The sequence below is a fragment of the Pseudarthrobacter sp. MOO14 genome, assembly GCF_058267675.1.
On sequence record NZ_CM177849.1, the window covers coordinates 1,942,397 to 1,957,868 of the forward strand.

Annotated in this window: 12 protein-coding genes and 1 pseudogene; 5 read left to right on the plus strand and 8 right to left on the minus strand. The window is 66.9% G+C overall.

Annotated features, from left to right (window positions below; all coding sequences use genetic code 11):
• Positions 1 to 221: 221 nt before the first annotated feature.
• A pseudogene (locus AC4EEV_RS09175) lies at positions 222 to 735 on the plus strand (HNH endonuclease signature motif containing protein); the annotation flags it as partial.
• 145 nt (positions 736 to 880) lie between these two features.
• Here AC4EEV_RS09175 and AC4EEV_RS09180 read toward each other — a convergent pair.
• The 3 genes from AC4EEV_RS09180 to AC4EEV_RS09190 all read right to left on the minus strand — a co-directional run bounded on the left by AC4EEV_RS09180 (position 881) and on the right by AC4EEV_RS09190 (position 5,055).
• Positions 881 to 3,235, minus strand: a complete 2,355-nt coding sequence (locus AC4EEV_RS09180; protein WP_491330721.1) for an FdhF/YdeP family oxidoreductase — start codon at positions 3,233 to 3,235, stop codon at positions 881 to 883.
• 96 nt (positions 3,236 to 3,331) lie between these two features.
• A complete protein-coding gene (locus AC4EEV_RS09185) occupies positions 3,332 to 3,952 on the minus strand; it encodes an MBL fold metallo-hydrolase (RefSeq protein WP_109045586.1) in 621 nt (206 codons plus the stop codon).
• On the minus strand, positions 3,949 to 5,055 hold the full coding sequence (locus AC4EEV_RS09190) for an S-(hydroxymethyl)mycothiol dehydrogenase (RefSeq protein ID WP_491330722.1): 1,107 nt from the start codon (positions 5,053 to 5,055) through the stop codon (positions 3,949 to 3,951). Before AC4EEV_RS09190 ends, AC4EEV_RS09185 begins: the two co-directional genes overlap by 4 nt.
• Positions 5,056 to 5,366: 311 nt before the next feature.
• On the opposite strand from AC4EEV_RS09190, the gene AC4EEV_RS09195 reads away from it, so the two are divergent.
• The 3 genes from AC4EEV_RS09195 to purM are packed head-to-tail and all read left to right on the plus strand — an operon-like array spanning position 5,367 to position 8,551.
• Positions 5,367 to 5,681 carry a hypothetical protein gene (locus tag AC4EEV_RS09195; protein WP_018760832.1) on the plus strand — a complete coding sequence of 105 codons (315 nt, stop codon included), beginning with the start codon at positions 5,367 to 5,369 and terminating at the stop codon, positions 5,679 to 5,681.
• Positions 5,682 to 5,738: 57 nt separating this feature from the next.
• On the plus strand, positions 5,739 to 7,409 hold the full coding sequence (gene purF, locus AC4EEV_RS09200; RefSeq protein ID WP_491330723.1) for an amidophosphoribosyltransferase: 1,671 nt from the start codon (positions 5,739 to 5,741) through the stop codon (positions 7,407 to 7,409).
• The gene (purM, locus tag AC4EEV_RS09205; protein ID WP_491330724.1) at positions 7,406 to 8,551 is read left to right on the plus strand and encodes a phosphoribosylformylglycinamidine cyclo-ligase; all 1,146 of its coding nucleotides are present in this window, start codon (positions 7,406 to 7,408) and stop codon (positions 8,549 to 8,551) included. The genes purF and purM overlap by 4 nt, the downstream gene beginning before the upstream one ends.
• 51 nt (positions 8,552 to 8,602) lie before the next feature.
• Here the strand turns inward: purM and AC4EEV_RS09210 are convergent, their stop codons facing one another.
• Positions 8,603 to 9,373 carry a VOC family protein gene (locus tag AC4EEV_RS09210; RefSeq protein WP_491330725.1) on the minus strand — a complete coding sequence of 257 codons (771 nt, stop codon included), beginning with the start codon at positions 9,371 to 9,373 and terminating at the stop codon, positions 8,603 to 8,605.
• A gap of 208 nt (positions 9,374 to 9,581) precedes the next feature.
• Complete coding sequence (locus tag AC4EEV_RS09215; RefSeq protein ID WP_018760828.1) at positions 9,582 to 9,815, minus strand: DUF3073 domain-containing protein; 234 nt, start codon at positions 9,813 to 9,815, stop codon at positions 9,582 to 9,584.
• Between the two features lie 272 nt (positions 9,816 to 10,087).
• On the opposite strand from AC4EEV_RS09215, the gene AC4EEV_RS09220 reads away from it, so the two are divergent.
• A complete protein-coding gene (locus tag AC4EEV_RS09220; RefSeq protein ID WP_491330726.1) occupies positions 10,088 to 10,765 on the plus strand; it encodes a septum formation family protein in 678 nt (225 codons plus the stop codon).
• 44 nt (positions 10,766 to 10,809) lie between these two features.
• Here AC4EEV_RS09220 and clpB read toward each other — a convergent pair whose 3' ends face one another.
• From clpB to AC4EEV_RS09235, 3 genes are all read right to left on the minus strand, one after another.
• Positions 10,810 to 13,452 carry an ATP-dependent chaperone ClpB gene (gene clpB / locus AC4EEV_RS09225; protein ID WP_491330727.1) on the minus strand — a complete coding sequence of 881 codons (2,643 nt, stop codon included), beginning with the start codon at positions 13,450 to 13,452 and terminating at the stop codon, positions 10,810 to 10,812.
• A gap of 130 nt (positions 13,453 to 13,582) precedes the next feature.
• Positions 13,583 to 14,632 carry a sulfate/molybdate ABC transporter ATP-binding protein gene (locus tag AC4EEV_RS09230; protein WP_491330728.1) on the minus strand — a complete coding sequence of 350 codons (1,050 nt, stop codon included), beginning with the start codon at positions 14,630 to 14,632 and terminating at the stop codon, positions 13,583 to 13,585.
• Entirely contained in the window at positions 14,629 to 15,471 is an 843-nt protein-coding gene (locus AC4EEV_RS09235; RefSeq protein WP_491330729.1) for an ABC transporter permease, read from the minus strand. Before AC4EEV_RS09235 ends, AC4EEV_RS09230 begins: the two co-directional genes overlap by 4 nt.
• Position 15,472: the final 1 nt, after the last annotated feature.

A 15,472-nucleotide genomic window follows, 5' to 3' on the forward strand; every position in this document is an offset into this window, starting at 1 on the left:
GATAGGGCTGGGCATGGGGCGATTTGTGGGTGGATACGGAGCAGGTGGGGCACAAGGGGTGTTCAAGACGTTCTGTCAACGAATGTGGGGAGGTTCATCAGCAACAGAAGCGACAACTCCGGAATAAAACTGAAGCGCCTAACGCAACAACGATCACCATATGCAACAGTGTGACTCCAGCCACGCTCACTGTCAATCAATTTCGGATATGACGAAAAAGCATGGCCGACATGGTTGCGGGGCCGGATGCGCCGGTGCAGGCGCAGGAGATGGCGGTCGCGGCGGAGATCGGGTGTGTTTGGCCCTGGGTCCGCGCGCCGTGTCGTCGTTCCTGACGGCCTCGCACGGCGTAGTTACCTCATTGCCGAAGACATTGGAGGGGCTGCAGGCCGGGACCCTGTCGTGGCAGCATGCGGTGGTGATGGCGGATGAGACGCGTACCTTGATGCCGCGGGGGCGGCCGGGTTGGAAGCCCACTTCCTGGACCATGACGCCCCGGACCCGGTGCGGGGATGACCGGTGGGGCGGTTGCCGGCGCACCGGTTCAAAGCCAAGGCCCGGACCTGGCGGGAACGCCACCACGCCGAGAGCATCGAGAAACGCCACGTCGAGGGGGTGTCAGATCGGCGGGTAGAATTCCGGGCGGACCAGGACGGGATGGCCTGGCTCTCCGCGTTTCTTCCCGCGGACCAGGCCCTGGCGGGGTGGAACCGGCTCACCGCGATCGCTCGTGGCAAGGACCTTGACCCGAAAGCCGGTCCCGACGGGAACCACCCGGCATAAAAACCTGTGTGGGGAACGGCGACGGCGGCACCCGGCACCTGCCGGACTGCCGCCGTCGTCATTGCCCGCACCGGCGCACCTTACCCATCCGGTGGGGCTAGGCGTGCGTTCCGGCCAGCTCCCCTGCAGATTCCCCGGCAACCGCAGGCTCTCCCCGGTGCGGCTCGAACCTGACGAACATGGCTTTGAAGCCGGGGGTGTTGGATACGCGGGCCACGTTTTCCTTGTGGACCAGTGCGTTGGCTTCGGGGAAGTACGCGGCCGCGCAGCCCTTGGCGGTGGGATAGGCCACCAGGCGGAACTTGTCTGCCCGGCGGTCCACGCCCTGGAAGGTGCTGACGACGTCCACGAGTTCCCGGTCCTGGAATCCTTGCTCGGCGAGGTCCTCAGGGTGGATGAGGATCACGCGGCGGCCGCCGGAGATGCCGCGGTAGCGGTCGTCCAGGCCGTAGAACGTGGTGTTGTACTGGTCGTGGCTGCGGATGGTCTGCAGCACCAGGTGCCCCGGCGGCGGGGTGAGGTATTCCAGCGGGCTGACGGTGAACCGGCCGCGGCCGATGTCGGTGGCGAAGGAGCGGGTGTCGCGGGGCGGGTTGGGCAGCACGAAGCCGTTCTTGCTCCGCACCCGCGCGTTGAAGTCCTCGAAGCCGGGCAGGACCCGGGCGATGTGGTCGCGGATCACGTCGTAGTCCTCGGCCATTGCCTTCCAGTCCACTGGGTGGTCCGGGCCAAAGGTGGCCTCCGCCATCCGTGCCACGATGACGGGCTCAGCCAGCAGGTGCTCGGAGACTGGGGTGAGGCGGCCTTGGGTGGAGTGGACCACGGACATCGAGTCCTCCACGGAGAGGAACTGTGCGCCGTTGGGATGCTTGTCGTCCTTGTCGGTGCGGCCCAGGGTGGGCAGGATCAGTGACGTGCGGCCGTGCACCACGTGCGAGCGGTTGGGTTTGGTGCTGATGTGCACGGTCAGCCCGATCCGCTGCATGCCCGCTTCCAGCGCCTCGGTGTCAGAGCAGGCGAGCGAGAAGTTTCCGCCCATGGACACGAATACGTCCACCTCGTTCCGTTCGAATGCCTCCATCGACTCCACGGCGTCGTAGCCGTGGTGCCGCGGAGACGTGATGCCGAACTCGGCGTCCAAGGCCTGCAGGAGCCACTCCTTGGGTTTCTCCCAGATGCCCATGGTCCGGTCGCCCTGGACATTCGAGTGCCCGCGGACCGGGCAGGCGCCGGCGCCGGGCTTGCCGAAGTTGCCCTGCAGCAGCAGGACGTTGACCATTTCCTTGATGGTGTCCACCGAATGCGGCTGCTGCGTCACGCCCAGCGCCCAGCAGAAGATCGAGGCCTTGGACGCCCCCAGCATCGCCGCGACCTTCTCAATCTGGCCCCGGGTGAGGCCGGTGGCCTTCTCGGTTTCATCCCAGTCCAAGGTGCGCCGGGCGTCGCGGTAGGCATCGAACCCGTCCGTCTGGGCGGCAATAAAGGAATGGTCGACGACGGTCCCCGGGTTGGCTGCCTCGGCCTCCAGCAGCAGGTGGCCCAGCGCCTGGAACAGCGCCAAGTCCCCGCCCACCTTGATCTGCAAGTACTCATCGGCCAACGGCGTCCCGCCGCCCACCACCCCGGAAACGGTCTGCGGGTCCTTGAAGTTGAACAGGCCGGCCTCGGGCAGCGGGTTCACGGCCACCACCTTGCCGCCCTTGTCCTTGCACTCCTTCAACGCGGACAGCATCCGTGGATGGTTGGTGCCGGGGTTCTGGCCCACCACGAAGATCAGTTCGGCGTCGTGGATGTCATCCAGGGAGACCGTGCCCTTGCCAATGCCGATGGTCGGGTTCAAAGCCGAGCCGGAGGACTCGTGGCACATGTTGGAGCAGTCGGGGAGGTTGTTGGTGCCCAGGGACCGTGCGAAGAGCTGGTACAGGAATGCGGTCTCATTCGCGGTGCGGCCGGAGGTGTAGAAGACGCTGCGCTCCGGGGTGGTCGCCCGGAGGTGTTCACCGATCAGCTCGAACGCGTCAGCCCATGAGATCGGCGAGTAATGCGTCTCCCCTTCGCGGATCACCACCGGTTCGCTCAACCGGCCCTGGTTGCCCAGCCAGTACTCGGTCTTCTCCGAGAGTTCGGCGATGGAGTGTTGGGCCCAGAACTCCGCGCCGACTGTACGCAAGGTGTTCTCCTCGGCCACCGCCTTGGCGCCGTTCTCGCAGAACTCGGCTGCTTTTCGCTTCTTGTCCGATTCCGGCCACGCGCAGCCGGGGCAGTCGAAACCGCCCCGCTGGTTCAGCCGCAGCAGCGACTGCGCCGTCCGGGCCACACCCGCCTGCGCCACCGCACGCTCGAGCGCAACCATGACGGCCTTGACCCCGGCCGCCTCCGTTTTGGGTTTGTGGACCGAAAGATCGTCCTCATTGATGTCCGCAACGGGGGCGGGCTGCTTGCCGAACTTCATCGTTCCAACTTCCTAACCGGCTTGTGCTGATGGATCGCCGGCGGAGGCGCGCCGGGTCCTCCCAGCGCCTCCGCCGGGCGCTTTCTTGACTTCTGGTTACTGCGTCACCTTCGCCAGCGTTTCCTGCTCGGCGGCGATGGTGGTGTTGTCCCCATGGCCGGTGCGGACCACAGTGTCGGCGGGCAGTGTCAGCAGCCGTTCACGGATGGACGCCAGGATGGTGGGGTAGTCGCTGTAGGACCGCCCGGTGGCACCCGGGCCGCCGTTGAACAGGGTGTCGCCGGTGAACACCGTTCCCTCGCTTTCCAGGTAGAAGCAAGTGGACCCGGGCGAGTGTCCCGGAGTGTGGATCGCACGCAGGGCCGCCCCGCCCACCTCGAACACGTCACCGTCGGAGTGGTAGCGGTCCGGTTTCGCGTCCGGGTATACCTGCTCCCAAAGCACCAGGTCCTCCTGGTTCAGCAGGATCGGTGCCTCCAAGGCGTCCGCCACCTCACGCGCGGCACCGATGTGGTCGTTGTGCGCGTGGGTGAGCAGGATGGCCTTCACCTTCCGGCTGCGGACCTGGTTGATGATCGCCGCTGCGTCGTGCGGCGCATCGATGATGATGCATTCCTCGTCATTGCCCACGATCCAGACGTTGTTGTCAACGTCCCAGGTGCCGCCGTCGAGCGAAAAAGTTCCCGAGGTGACCAGGTTCTCGATGGTGACGCTCATGCGGACGCCCCGGCAGGCTGGACCTCGACGACGGAGCGCAGCACCTTGCCCCCATGCATCCGCTCGAAGGCCTCTTCCACCTGGTCGATCGTGATGCGCTCGGACACGAACGCGTCCAGGTCCAGGTTGCCCTGCTTGTAGTGCGAGACGAGCATGGGGAAGTCGCGGGAGGGCAGGCAGTCGCCGTACCAGGAGGACTTCAGCGAGCCGCCGCGGCCAAAGACGTCCAGCAGCGGCAGTTCAAGCGTCATCTCCGGCGTCGGAACACCCACCAGCACCACGCGGCCGGCAAGGTCACGGGCGTAGAAGGCCTGCTTGTACGTTTCGGGCCGGCCGACGGCGTCTATCACCACGTCCGCCCCGTGGCCTCCGGTGAGGGTCCGGATGGCTTCCACGGCGTCCTCCTGCTTGGAGTTGACCCCGTGGGTTGCACCGAGGGACCTGGCCATCCCGATCTTGTTGTCGTCGATGTCCACGGCGATGATCGTCGTCGCCCCCGCGAGCTTCGCGCCCGCGATCGCGGCAATCCCCACGCCGCCGCAGCCAATCACTGCCACGGACTCGCCACGCTTGACCTCTCCGGTGTTGATCGCGGCACCGATGCCTGCCATCACGCCGCAGCCCAGCAGGCCCACCGCGGCAGCATCAACCTCCGGGTCCACCTTGGTGCACTGCCCGGCTGCCACCAGGGTCTTTTCCGCGAAAGCACCGATGCCCAGGGCAGGCGAAAGCTCGGTGCCGTCCTCAAGGGTCATCTTCTGCGTGGCGTTGTGCGTATTGAAGCAGTATTGCGGCTGGCCCTTGGCACACGCACGGCACTCCCCACAGACCGCGCGCCAGTTCAGGATCACCCGGTCGCCCGGGGCCACCTGGGTCACATCGGGGCCAACGGCACTGACAACCCCGGTGGCCTCGTGCCCGAGCAGGTAAGGGAAGTCATCACCGATACCGCCCTGCTTGTAGTGCAGATCCGTGTGGCAGACACCGCAGGTCAGGATGTCCACCAGCGCCTCCCCCGGCCCGGGATCCGGGACCAGGATGGTCTCCAAGGACACAGGGGCGTTCTTCTCCCGGACAACAACTGCTTGAACTTTGTGAACCATGGTTCTTGTGTTCCTTTCCTGGATCCGCCCGGATCCGTGAGTCGGCACCAACTGCCAATCTAACTGACAGGCCCGGCCCGGGGACCACGGCGCCTCAGCGTTCGAAGCGCATTGAGTTGCATAATAAACAACAGAATGCACATAGTGCCTACAGCAGAATATGGCAGCGACAAGACTCCATGTCAATAGATATATCAGTCTCCGAGCAGTTGCCTACCAGTGTGCCACTCCCGCCTCTCCGGGCCGGGAGCGCCAGGCATCCCCAGACACCCGTTTCCCGGAGCAAAACAGTGGGCAGTAGGCTGGATGGCATGTCTTTTGAAGAAACCCCCGCCGAGCGGCGCGAGGTTACCGTCCGCCGGGCACCCAAGTACGTTCCCTTCCTGGTGGTCGGAGCGCTGCTGGGAGCCGTCGCTGCCGCGGTGGTGGCGTACGGGGTGCCGGGGGACACCACCTTCGACCCCGGTGCGGTGTTCGGTTTCTTCCTGGTGATGTTCGCGGCCGCAGGGGCCATCCTGGGCGCCGGGCTGGCCCTCGTGCTGGACCGCCGCAGCGTGAAGCGCCAGCAGCGGGCGGTGGTGGAAGCCGTGCCGGATTCCGAACCGGATACCGACCCCCAGGCCTAGCAGGTCACAATCGGGCAGCCGGAAAAGTCCTACCCCATATCGTGCGATAATCGATCAGTGGCACGCGGCGATGGAAAACTTTCCCATGATCTTCTCCCCGGCGAAAAAGGCCCGCAGGACGCTTGCGGCGTCTTCGGCGTTTGGGCACCAGGCGAAGAAGTAGCAAAACTTACCTATTACGGGCTGTATGCACTGCAGCACCGCGGTCAGGAGTCGGCTGGCATAGCCACCAGCGACGGCAAACGGATCAACGTCTACAAGGACATGGGACTCGTCTCCCAGGTCTTCGACGAGACCACCCTGAACACCCTGACCGGGCACCTGGCCGTGGGCCACTGCCGCTACTCCACCACCGGCGCCAGCCACTGGGCCAACGCGCAGCCCACCCTCGGCGCCACCTCCACCGGCACGGTTGCCCTGGCACACAACGGGAACCTGACCAACACCGCCGAGCTCAACGCCATGATCAACGAACGCAACGGCGGCCAGCTCACCGGCGAAATGAAGCAGGGCAACACCTCCGACACCGCCCTGGTCACCGCTTTGCTTGAAGGCGAGCCGGGCAAGACCCTCGAAGAAACCGCCACGGAACTCCTGCCCAAGATCAAGGGCGGCTTCTGCTTCGTCTTCATGGACGAAGGAACCCTCTACGCCGCACGCGACACCTACGGGATCCGTCCGCTGGTCCTCGGCCGGCTGGAGCGCGGCTGGGTGGTGGCCTCCGAGCAGTCCGCCCTGGCCACCGTCGGCGCCAGCTTCATTCGGGAGATCGAGCCGGGCGAATTCATTGCCATCGACGAGGACGGCGTGCGGTCCAAGCGGTTCGCGGAGCCGACGCCGGCCGGTTGCGTTTTCGAGTACGTCTACCTCGCCCGCCCGGACGCCGCCATCGCCGGCCGCTCCGTCTACGAGTCCCGCGTGGAGATGGGCCGCCAGCTGGCCCGGGAAAACACGCAGCAGGCGGACATCGTCATTCCCGTACCGGAATCCGGTACCCCCGCCGCCGTCGGCTACGCCGAGGAATCCGGCATCCCCTTTGCGCACGGTTTCGTCAAGAACTCCTACGTGGGCCGCACGTTCATCCAGCCCTCGCAGACCCTGCGCCAGCTCGGCATCCGCCTCAAGCTCAACGCCCTCGAGTCCGTGATCCGCGGCAAGCGGGTTGTGGTGGTGGATGACTCGATCGTCCGCGGCAACACCCAGCGCGCCATTGTGCGGATGCTCCGGGAAGCCGGCGCCGCAGCCGTCCACGTCAAAATCTCCTCCCCGCCAGTGCAGTGGCCCTGCTTCTACGGCATCGATTTCGCCTCACGCGCGGAACTCATCGCCAACGGCGCCACCATCGAGGAAATCTCCCAGGCCATCGGTGCGGACTCACTGGCCTACATCTCCGAGGACGGCATGATCGGGGCCACCCGGCAGCCCCGCGAACGGCTCTGCACCGCCTGCTTCACCGGCAAGTACCCCATCAAGCTGCCGGACGCCGACAAGCTGGGCAAGAACCTGCTGGAGCGCACGGACCTTGGCGGCCTCAAGCCGTCTCCGGCCGCCCTTCCCGGCGAGACGGCCGCCCTGGCCGTTGATGCCGCGGAGGATCCGGCAGAGAAAGCCGGCGCCACCGGCTGCGATTCCGGACCGGACGCCGAATTCGAAAACCTGCTGACCGAAGCCGACCTCGTGCCCGACGTACACGCCGCCACCAGCGCCGACAAGAAGGACTCCGTATGACTTCCGCCAACACCGCCGCAGAGAACTCCGGCATAACCTACGCCTCCGCCGGCGTGGACGTTGAAGCCGGGGACCGCGCCGTCGAGCTCATGAAGGATGCCGTCAAGGCAACCCACAACTCCTCGGTGATCGGCGGGGTGGGCGGCTTCGCCGGCCTCTACGACGTCTCCAGGCTCCTGACCTATAAGAAGCCCCTGTTGGCCACCTCCACGGACGGCGTAGGCACCAAGGTGGCCATCGCCCAGGCCATGGACATCCATGACACCATCGGCTTCGACCTGGTGGGTATGGTGGTGGACGACATCGTGGTGGTAGGCGCCGAGCCGCTGTACATGACCGACTACATCGCCTGCGGCAAGGTGGTCCCCGAACGCATCGCGGACATCGTGCGCGGCATTGCCGCAGCCTGTTCCGTGGCCGGCACCGCCCTGGTGGGCGGCGAGACCGCGGAGCACCCGGGCCTGCTGGGCGAACATGAATACGACGTCGCCGGTGCAGCCACCGGCGTCGTGGAAGCCGACGCACTCCTTGGCCCGGACCGCGTCCGCGCCGGCGACGTGGTGATCGGCATGGCCTCCTCCGGCCTGCACTCCAACGGCTACTCGCTGGTCCGCCGCGTCATCAACCACGCCGGCTGGGCACTGGACCGCCAGGTATCCGAACTGGGACGCACGCTGGGCGAGGAACTCCTCGAACCCACCCGCGTCTACGCAGCCGACTGCCTGGACCTGGCCCGTGCCTTCCCGGTCAGCGCCGGCGCCGCCGTCCACGGCTTCAGCCACGTCACCGGCGGCGGCCTGGCCGCCAACCTGGCACGGGTCCTCCCGCAGGGCCTGGTAGCCACGGTGGACCGCGCCACCTGGGAGTTGCCCGCGATCTTCAAGCTCGTGTCCGAACTGGGCAATGTTCCGCTGCCCGATCTCGAGCGCACCCTGAACCTCGGTGTGGGCATGGTGGCCATCGTGTCCCCCGACGCCGCCGACGCCGCAGTGGCGCGCCTGAACGACCGTGGCCTGCCATCCTGGGTCATGGGCACGGTTACGGAGGACTCGGATGCAATTTCCAAGTCCGGCCCCGACTACGTCCAGGGCGCCAAGGGCGTGGATGGCGGCGCCGTCCGCATGGTCAACGCCTACGCCTAAAGCCGCAAGCATTTGGGGTCCCGCACCGCACGGTGGGGGACCCCATTGTTGTTAACTGGCCTGGATCAGGCTGAGGATGCCGCCCTGAGGGTCACTGATGGTGATCAGTGAACCGTCAGCCGGATGTTCATCCGGTTCCACGAGCACCTCTCCCCCGGCCTGGACCGTTGCCGCGGCCGCAGCGCAGACGTCCGCTGCGCCAAAGTAGATCTGCCAGGTCGCTTCCTCGCCTTCTTCGGCAGGAACGACGCCAGCCACCTCGGCACCGTTGATGAGCAGCGTGCTGTAGCTGCCGCCGTCGTCCTGGGGATATTCGGTGACCTCGTGCCCGAACAGCTGCTGGAAGAAGCCGACGGCGGCCTGCGGCCCGGGCGTGGACAGTTCGGCCCAGGCCAGCGCACCCGGCTCGTTGAAGAGGTGGCTTCCGTGGTGGGTACCGGCCTGCCAGATCCCGGTGGTGCCGCCGCCGGGCGGGGCGAGGAAAGCCAACACTCCGGTAGAGCCCACCTGCTCCGGCCCGAACTCGACGGTCCCGCCGGCAAAAGCGGCATCGTCAAGGAGGGTTGTGGCGTCCGACGCCGCGAAATAGATGTTCCACCGGGCCGGCGTGCCGGACGGCTGCAGAGGGCCTTGCGGCGCGATGGTGGCCACCAGCCGGCCGTTCATGAAGGCCTGCGCGTAGCTGCGGCCGTCCGGGGTGGGAAAGTCCTGGTAGGTCCAGCCGAACACCCTGGCGTAGAAGTCCTTGGCGGTGGCGACATCGGGGGTCTGCAGATCCGCCCAGCAGGGCTCGCCATTGGCGTAAGTAGTCCGAACAGTCATCCGGTCAGGGTACCAACGCGGGAAAGCCCGCTGCCACCGGGTATCCCGGAGAGCAGCGGGCTTCCTCATGTCAGCGGTCACCCGAAAACGGGTACTAAAAAGGAGGTCCTGTGCCATCCCAGTACTGCGGGAAAGCACCTGCGGAGCTTGTTAGCGCGTAGCTGCGGTAGGGCCTGGAAAACCGGGGGCCACGGCGGCTATACGACAACTAACCGATGCGACGGCTGTCAACCTCGTCGTCATCGTCATCCAAATCATCCGCGTACTTATCCACATAAGCCGAATAGTCCGGCTCGACCGGTTCATTCGAGTAATGGCTCGTTGAACGACTGCCTGGGCCCGTCAGCTCACGCTGAAGTGCCGAGTAGTCAGTGTTCGGGGAGTAGTACTTGATGTCCCGAGCCTGCTTGGTAGCTTTTGCCTTTTGACGGCCGCGCCCCATGGCGTGACCCCCTTTTGTACTTGGACCGGAGGTGGTCACCTTGGCGATCGGTGAGGCCCCGGAATGTTTGGTCAATTTGTCGTACACCTAGATTACATGCTTTCGGCTGCCCCTGCTTGCCGCCCAGGGCCCCGGGGCGGGGTGTGGGGTACCATGATGCACTTCGACCCGCAGGAACACGGGATTTTTCTTCGGTAGAGTCACTTAAGAAGTGGCTGTTTTGCCCGGCCGTTGGCCAGCCGCGGAACACAAACCCAGGAGGATGCGCACCAGTGAACCACCAGGACATCCCGCCCAAGCCTGCCTCGCCGCCGCACACCGGCAGCCTGCCGGCGGTCCCAAGCGGGGGCAATGGTTCGGCGCCTGCCCCGGAAGCTGTGACCTGGTCACAACGGGTGCCGGAACCCCCGCAGCACCGCCCAGCCAACAGGGCCACCTCCTGGAAGGTGTTCCTCGTCGTCGTGATCGTAGCCGTCGCCGGCTCGCTGACGTGGCTTGCCGTGTGGTTGAACTCATCCTCCGGTACGGACAAATCCGCCGCCGACGCGCCGGGAGTGCTGCAAACCACCCCTACAACACCGGCCACTCCCCAGCCTCTTCCACGCGACGGAGTGGCCCCCGCCGCCTATGCCGTGGGCGACTGCTTCAAGGACTTCGATCCGGAAGCCCTGGCCTCCACCGTCGTCGCCTGCGATACCGGCCATTCGGCACAGTTGGTGGCAACGTACCGCTACCCCGCCGCAGCCGCCTACCCGGGGGCTGACCCGCTCAAGGCCAAGGCCCTGGAGGCCTGCCAGGCGGCCACGCTCGGACCCGCAGCCAACCAGTTCCACTTGAACTACCAGCGCAGCTTCCCCAGCACCACCAGCTGGGATTCGGGCGACCGCCGGGTGGATTGCTACGTCACCGCCGATACCGGCAACGTGATCACCGCCAGCGTGCTGCCCTGACGGTCCATCCGTCCGGGCAGCACGCCTGTGCGTGAGCCTGCCGGCTAGTCTTTCCGCCGAACTGACAAACCCGAGCTGGGGGCGCCCGTCAGCGTGTCCACCGCACCCCCGGTGAGTTCGCCAAGGTCCGCCGCGGTATCTACAAGGACGGTATCGCCGTCGCTGATGTCCCCGGCCAGGATGGCCTTGGCCAGCCGGTCGCCGATCTCGCGCTGCACCAGGCGGCGCAGCGGGCGGGCACCGTACGCCGGATCGTAGCCGGACAGGGCCAGCCACGCCTTGGCGCCGTCGGTGACCTCGAGCGTGAGCCGACGTTCGTAGAGGCGGCGTCCCAGTTCGGCCACGTGCAGCTCCACGATGTGGGCGAGTTCCTCCACCGTGAGGGCGTCGAACAGGACCACTTCGTCGAGCCGGTTAAGGAACTCGGGTTTGAAGGACGCGTTGACGGTGGCCATGACGGCATTGCGCTTGGTTTCGGGGTCCAGGGTCTGGTCCACCAGGAACTGGCTGCCCAGGTTGGACGTCAGCACCAGGATGACATTGCGGAAATCCACGGTGCGTCCCTGGCCGTCGGTGAGGCGGCCGTCGTCGAGCACCTGCAGGAGGATATCGAACACCTCGGGGTGCGCCTTCTCCACCTCATCCAGCAGCACCACGGAGTACGGGCGGCGGCGGACCGCCTCGGTGAGCTGTCCGCCTTCCTCGTAGCCGACGTAGCCCGGAGGCGCCCCGACCAGCCTGGCCACGCTGTGCTTCTCGCCGTACTCGGACATGTCGATGCGCACCATGGCGCGTTCGTCGTCGAACAGGAAGTCCGCCAGGGCCTTGGCCAGTTCGGTCTTGCCCACGCCGGTGGGACCGAGGAACAGGAAAGAGCCGGTGGGGCGGTTGGGGTCGCTGATCCCGGCACGGGCGCGGCGGACGGCGTCGGAGACAGCAGCCACGGCCTTGGACTGGCCGATCAACCGCCTGCCCAGCTCCTCCTCCATGTGGAGCAGCTTCTGGCTTTCGCCCTGCAGCATCCGGCCGGCGGGAATGCCGGTCCAGGCCGAGATGACTTCGGCGATGTCCTCCGCCGTCACCTCCTCGGCCACCATCTGCGCCGGCTTGTCTGTCACGGCCGCCTCCGCCTCGGCCGCGGCGTTCAATTCGCGCTCGAGTGCCGGGATCTCGCCGTACAGGATCCGGGAGGCAGTCTCCAGGTCGCCCTCGCGCTGGGCCTTGTCAGCTGCGGAGCGCAACTCATCCAGCTTGGCCTTCAAATCGCCCACCCGGTTGAGCCCGGCCTTCTCGGCCTCCCATCGCGCGTTCAGAGCCGAGAGTTCCTCTTCCTTGTCCGCCTTGTCGGCGCGGAGCGCGGCGAGCCGTTCCACCGAAGCGGCGTCGGTCTCTCCCTCCAGCGCAAGCTCCTCCATGGTGAGCCGGTCCACCTGGCGACGCAGCTGGTCGATTTCCTCCGGAGCGGAGTCGATCTCCATGCGCAGCCGGGACGCGGCTTCATCCACCAGGTCGATTGCCTTGTCCGGCAGCTGGCGGCCCGAAATATAGCGGTTGGACAGGGTGGCGGCGGCCACCAGGGCGGAGTCCGCGATGGACACCTTGTGGTGTGCCTCGTAGCGTTCCTTGAGGCCGCGGAGGATGCCGATGGTGTCCTCCACGCTGGGTTCGCCGACGTAGACCTGCTGGAAGCGGCGTTCCAGGGCGGCATCCTTTTCGATGTTTTCGCGGTATTCGTCCAGCGTGGTGGCGCCGATAAGGCGCAGCTCGCCACGGGCCAGCATGGGCTTGAGCATGTTGCCGGCATCCATGGAGGAATCGCCGGTGGCGCCGGCACCCACCACCGTGTGGATCTCGTCGATGAAGGTGACGATCTGGCCCTCGGAGCCCTTGATCTCCTCAAGGACAGCCTTGAGCCGCTCCTCGAACTCACCGCGGTACTTCGCGCCGGCCACCATGGATCCGAGGTCCAGGGAGATGAGCGTCTTGCCGCGCAGGCTTTCGGGAACGTCGCCGGCCACCATCCGCTGGGCCAGCCCTTCCACCACTGCGGTCTTTCCGACGCCGGGCTCGCCGATCAGCACCGGGTTGTTCTTGGTCCGCCGGGACAAGACCTGGACCACGCGCCGGATCTCGGAATCGCGTCCGATCACCGGGTCAAGCTTCCCTGCCCGGGCCATGGCAGTGAGGTCCGTGCCGTACTTTTCGAGGGCCTGGAAGGTGTTTTCGGGATCGGCGCTGTCCACTTTGCGGTCCCCCCGGACCCCCGGCAAGGCAGCAAGGAGTGCCTCACGGGAGGCGCCGGCGTCGCGGAGCAGCCGGGCGGCGGCGTCATTGCCGGCCGAGAGGCCCAGCAGCAGCACCTCGGTGGACACGAAGCTGTCGCCCAGCCGGTCCGCTTCTTCCTTCGCGTTCTGGATGGCCTGCAGGGCCGGCCTGCTCAGCTGCGCCTGCTGGCTGGAGCCCCCCGACGTGGCGGGCAGGGCCTTGATGGCGCTGCTGGCCTGGACGCTGACGGCGTCGGGATCGGCACCGGTGGCGCGGAGGAGTGCGACGGCCACACCCTCCCGCTGGTCCATCAGCGCCTTGAGCAGGTGGGCCGGTTCCACTTGCGGGTTGCCGGCGGTGGAGGCATTCATTGCCGCAGCGGAAAGAGCCTCCTGGCTCTTGGTGGTGAATTTGACGTCCAAAGAGGGCTCCTTTCGGGGGCTTGATAACTAAGTTGAGTGTACTACGCTCAACTTTTCAGGACGAGGCTCTCCAGCCATGTTTGCCCACGGCGAAACTGCTGTCCAGAGCCGGAGGTCCTGCCACGCAGCGCTAGGTCCCGTAGACGGAAACGGCGGCCGCCTTGACCACGAAGTGCACCGTCATCCCCGGCACCAGGCCGAGGTCCGCCGACGCCGCCAGCGTGATGTCGGCAGCCAGGCCGCCGGCCCGGACGCGGATCTGGTCGCCGTGCGGCTCAAGGTCGCTGATGGCCACCGCGAAGGAATTGCGGGGGCTGCCGTGCGCGTCGGTGAGGAACACGGAAACGGCCGACGGCGGGAACACGGCCACCCCGGCCTGCCCGGAAGGCACCTGTTCATCGCCGTGGCCGGCGATCCGCAGGCCTTCCTCCGTGCGCACCCCGGCCCCGTCCAGCGTTCCGGGGACGAAGTTCAGCCCGGCCAGGCCGGCGGCAAACGCACTGCGCGGGCGTTCCAGCACGTCCCGGGTCGGGCCATCCTCGGCAATCTTGCCGTTCTCCAGGATGACCACCCTGTCCGCGAGCATCAGCGCATCAAGGACATCATGGGTGACGATGATGGCCTGCCGTCCCGCGAGGACGCGCTTGAACAGGCGGCGCAACAGCGGGGCGGAGTGGATGTCGAGGGCGGCGAGGGGTTCGTCCAGCAGGAGGAGCGCAGGATCCGCGGCCAGCGCGCGTGCCACGGCAACACGCTGGGCCTGGCCGCCGGAGAGCTCGGCGGGGCGGCGGCCAGCCAGGCCTTCTGCTTCAACGTCGGCCAGCCAGCCCAGGGCACGCTGCCGGGCTTCCCGTTTGGGAATGCCGGCACTGCGGGGCCCGAAGGAGACATTGTCCACCGCGCTCAGGTGCGGAAAGAGCAACGGTTCCTGGGCGAGCAGGGCGGTTCCGCGATGGTGCGGCGGCACCCAGGTGCGGTTGCCGCCGTCGAGGTCGAACAGTGCCTTTCCGTTGAGTTCTGCCCTGCCGCTGTCCGGCCGCAGCAGCCCGGCAATGCTGGACAGCAGGGTGGACTTTCCGGCGCCGTTGGGACCCATCACGGCTACGGTTTCGCCTGGCCCGACCGTCAAGGACACGTCGAATCCCCGCCCGGCCACGGCTGCCCGGAAGGACAACGTCACCGGCCGTTCCCTCCTGCCGGCGCCGGCGTCGTCGTCCGTTTTCCCGCTCCGTTGCGGGCTGCAGGCCGGCGATAGGCGAGCGCCACCACCGCCACGGCTACGGCCACCAGCACCAGCGACAGGGCGACGGCCGCGTCCGGGTCGGTTTCCCGCTGCAGGTAGATTTCCAGCGGCAGGGTGCGGGTCACCCCCTGAAGGCTGCCTGCAAACGTCAGTGTGGCACCGAACTCACCCAGGCTGCGGGCGAAAGACAGGACAGCGCCCGAAGCGAGTCCGGGCAGGACCAGGGGCAGCGTGACCCGCCGGAAGACGGTGCCCGGGCGCGCGCCCAGGGTGGCGGCCACGGCCTCGTAGCGGGAGCCTGAGGTGCGCACGGCTCCCTCCAGGCTGACCACCAGGAAGGGCAGCGCCACGAACGTCTGCGCCAGGACCACCGCGGTGGTGGAGAAGGCAATCTGCAGGCCCAGCACGTCCAGGGCCTGCCCCAGCAGGCCCTGGCGGCCGAACGTGTAAAGCAGCGCGATGCCGCCCACCACGGGGGGAATCACCAGCGGCAGGAGCACCAGCGAACGCAGCAGCCCCTGCAGCCGGAAAGTATCCCGGGCGAGGACCAACGCCAGGGGGACCCCCAGCACAATGCACAGCAGGGTGCTGGCCGCGGAGGTCCGCAGGCTCAGTCCCAGCGCCGTCAGGGACGAGTCCGAGGTCACGAGCGGAATGAACCGGGCCCAGTCCACCCGCAGCACCATGGCGAGCAGCGGGAGCAGCACTACGACGGCGGCAACAACAGCCAGTGCGCGGACCCAGCCGGGAACGCCGGAATAGCCTTGCCCGACCACT

Bases quoted from the DNA above. Each gene is read 5' to 3' on its own strand.
- AC4EEV_RS09195 (WP_018760832.1), top strand. From the start codon at position 5,367: ATGTCTTTTGAAGAAACCCCCGCCGAGCGGCGCGAGGTTACCGTCCGC.
- AC4EEV_RS09210 (WP_491330725.1), bottom strand. From the start codon at position 9,373: ATGACTGTTCGGACTACTTACGCCAATGGCGAGCCCTGCTGGGCGGAT.
- AC4EEV_RS09215 (WP_018760828.1), bottom strand. From the start codon at position 9,815: ATGGGGCGCGGCCGTCAAAAGGCAAAAGCTACCAAGCAGGCTCGGGAC.
- AC4EEV_RS09180 (WP_491330721.1), bottom strand. From the start codon at position 3,235: ATGAAGTTCGGCAAGCAGCCCGCCCCCGTTGCGGACATCAATGAGGAC.
- AC4EEV_RS09185 (WP_109045586.1), bottom strand. From the start codon at position 3,952: ATGAGCGTCACCATCGAGAACCTGGTCACCTCGGGAACTTTTTCGCTC.
- AC4EEV_RS09190 (WP_491330722.1), bottom strand. From the start codon at position 5,055: ATGGTTCACAAAGTTCAAGCAGTTGTTGTCCGGGAGAAGAACGCCCCT.
- purM (WP_491330724.1), top strand. From the start codon at position 7,406: ATGACTTCCGCCAACACCGCCGCAGAGAACTCCGGCATAACCTACGCC.